Source organism: Polaromonas sp. P1_E1_2 (genome assembly GCF_056406035.1).
Genome location: NZ_JBFUAZ010000573.1, coordinates 1 through 2,728 on the forward strand (window position 1 = coordinate 1; position 2,728 = coordinate 2,728).

3 protein-coding genes are annotated in these 2,728 nt (G+C 62.8%); 2 read left to right on the plus strand and 1 reads right to left on the minus strand.

All coding sequences use genetic code 11. The features are described from left to right. Window positions 1–130 precede the first annotated feature (130 nt). On the minus strand, window positions 131–592 hold the full coding sequence (locus AC1D1P_RS20080; protein WP_477674181.1) for a CHRD domain-containing protein: 462 nt from the start codon (window positions 590–592) through the stop codon (window positions 131–133). 216 nt (window positions 593–808) lie between these two features. Here AC1D1P_RS20080 and ku point away from each other — a divergent pair, with 216 nt between their 5' ends. Together ku and AC1D1P_RS20090 are read left to right on the plus strand one after the other, a co-directional pair. Further along, window positions 809–1,750, plus strand: a complete 942-nt coding sequence (gene ku, locus AC1D1P_RS20085) for a non-homologous end joining protein Ku (RefSeq protein ID WP_477674182.1) — start codon at window positions 809–811, stop codon at window positions 1,748–1,750. 27 nt (window positions 1,751–1,777) lie between these two features. Then, window positions 1,778–2,728: DNA polymerase ligase N-terminal domain-containing protein (locus AC1D1P_RS20090; RefSeq protein WP_477674183.1), on the plus strand; the 951-nt coding region annotated here is incomplete at its 3' end.

The window sequence follows — 2,728 nt, forward strand, 5'->3', positions numbered from 1 at the left end:
GGTCAGGGTTCTGTCGAGCTTGATCATGTAGCGACCGGGTAAGTTTATGGTTGCGCCCGCAACTATAAACCGATCCGGTTGCGCCCGCAACCATCTATAAAGGCCGGCCCGGGGGCCTCTTCAGAAGGCCCTAGTTACGCACCATCGTCATCTGGCCACGCACTTCCCCTGCGGGATAAGCGGCCGTGTGGATGTTGGCATACCAGCGGCCCGCCATCAGGTCGGCGGCCTGGGCCGCCGTCAGTGTGGCGCTGCCGTCCATAGGGGTACGGAGGGGGCTGGCCCACCCCAAAGCAACACCGGCGTTGGCGCCAATGGCGGCCGGGCCGTGAAAGTGTCCCGCAGTCGCCGGGCCGGTCAGACGGGTGTAATTGACTTTCCAGCGCAGCAGGTTGGTACTGGTATCGAAAACGGCATCGACCGAGCCGCTACCGGTGCTGGCATTGGCGGGCACCTCATTGGCGCCGCGAAGCTGTGTGGTGAAGGCGACCAGGGGGGATTGCTTGTTCATCACGCCGCAGCCCGTGATGGCGGCAGCGGCTACGGCCATCGCGGCAAGGGAAACTCGGGTGGCGGTGCGGCGTGAAAGCATGGGTCAGCTCCTTGAAAAGTTGCAGCCGATTGTGCGTGCTGCACGCTGGTCAAACCCGTAGGACAAACCCCATGCGAACAGTCGGTTCCGGACGACGCCCGTACCCCATCGCACACCGACACGCCTGCCTGCGCGCGGGCTGGAGACTGGCCTGATAGTTGTGGCCTGCATCCTTCCCCAGGCCAGCCCGCAATCCTCAGTAGAAAGACTCACACCATGGCATCGCGCGTTTTATGGAAAGGGGCCATCAGTTTCGGCCTGGTTCACATCCCCGTAGCGCTGCATTCGGCCACCTCGGAGAGCGGCATTGACTTCGACTGGCTGGACAAGCGCAGCATGGACCCTGTGGGTTACAAGCGCGTCAACAAGCGCACGGGCAAAGAAATCACCCGGGAAAACATCGTCAAGGGCGTCGAATACGAAGACGGCCAGTACATCGTGCTGTCGGAAGAAGAGATCAAGTCCGCCTACCCAAAGACCACCCAGACCATTGAAATCGAAAGCTTTGTGCCCAACACGGAGATTCCCTTCGTTTACCTGGAGCGGCCCTACTACATCGCCCCCATCAACAAAGGGCAAAAAGTCTACGCACTGCTGCGCGACACCCTGCTGAAAACCCAACGCGTGGGCATCGCCCGCGTCATCATCCAGACCAAGCAGCACCTTGCCGTTCTGGTGCCTTCAGGCCCGGCACTGATATTGAACCTGCTGCGCTGGGGCGCCGACATCCGCTCGCTGGAAGAACTGGACCTGCCGCCTGTCGGCGCCAAGGCCGCGGGCCTGTCTGACAAGGAACTGGCGATGGCCAAACAGCTGGTGGACGACATGACCGGCAAATGGGACCCGGAGCAGTTCTCCGACTCCTTCAGGGACGACATCATGGCGCTGGTTAAACGCAAGGCGAAAGAAGGCAAACTGGAAAGCGTGGTGCAGCCGGAAGAATCCGACGAACCCGAAGCCCGCTCCGGCGCCAAGATCATTGACCTGACGGAGCTGTTGCAGCGCAGCCTGCGCAAAGGCGGCGGCGATGCCTCCAAAACCAGGGCAGCCGACAAAACCACAGCGAAAACCAGCAAGACTGCAGCCAAAAGCCCGGCGCGCAAAAAACCCGCCGCGAGGGCGCGCGCGCATGCTCCCGCCAAACGGCGCGCCGCCTAGCCCGTTGCTTACCTGCAGGCTGACGACATGGGCGCCCGCGACCTGCTGAAACCCTACCGCGCCAAGCGCGATTTTTCGCGCACACCCGAGCCGGCGCAAGGCGGCACGCGCTCAGACAAGGCGCTGAGTTTCGTGATCCAGAAACACGACGCACGCAACCTGCATTACGACTTCCGCCTGGAACTGCAGGGCACGCTCAAGAGCTGGGCAGTTCCCAAAGGGCCCAGCCTGGATCCGTCCGTCAAGCGCATGGGCATGCATGTGGAAGACCATCCCATTTCCTATGCAGGTTTCGAGGGCAGCATTCCATCGAAGCAATACGGCGCGGGCGACGTGATTGTCTGGGACCGTGGCCTGTGGACGCCGCATGGGGACCCTGTCAAAGGGTTCAAGGATGGAAAACTCAAATTCGAACTGCATGGCGAAAAACTCAAGGGCGGCTGGACGCTGGTGCGAATGCATGGGCGCGGCAACGCCAAGCAGGAGCCGTGGCTGCTGATCAAGGAGCACGACGGCTACGCCCGCCCGGAAACGGAGTTCGACGTACGCGAGGCCCTGCCCAACAGCGTGCTCTCGGGCAAGCCACTGCCACGCGACACCGCGGAAAACTTCGGCAAGGCGGGCGCTTCGGCCGGCGCTGCCGTCAAGAAGGCAGCCGCCACCCGAAAGACCGCCAGGAAGATTGCCAAACAGGAACGCAGAAGCACACCCGCTACTGACATCCCCGAAGGCGCCGTCGCGGCAAAGCTGCCGCAGACACTGGCTCCGCAACTGGCCACCCTGGTCGCACGCCCTCCGGCCGCCCCGCAAGGCTGGGCCTACGAGATCAAGTATGACGGCTACCGCCTGCTGGCCCGCATCGACGGGCCGTCGGTTCGCCTCATCACGCGCAAAGGCAACGACTGGACCAGCAAGCTGCCCAAGTTGGCCAACGCCGTGGCCGCGCTGGAAATTTCCTCAGGCTGGGTGGATGGCGAA

What these genes read in the sequence shown, in the direction of transcription:
- ku (WP_477674182.1), top strand. Translation starts at nt 809, where the DNA reads ATGGCATCGCGCGTTTTATGGAAAGGGGCCATCAGTTTCGGCCTGGTT.
- AC1D1P_RS20080 (WP_477674181.1), bottom strand. Translation starts at nt 592, where the DNA reads ATGCTTTCACGCCGCACCGCCACCCGAGTTTCCCTTGCCGCGATGGCC.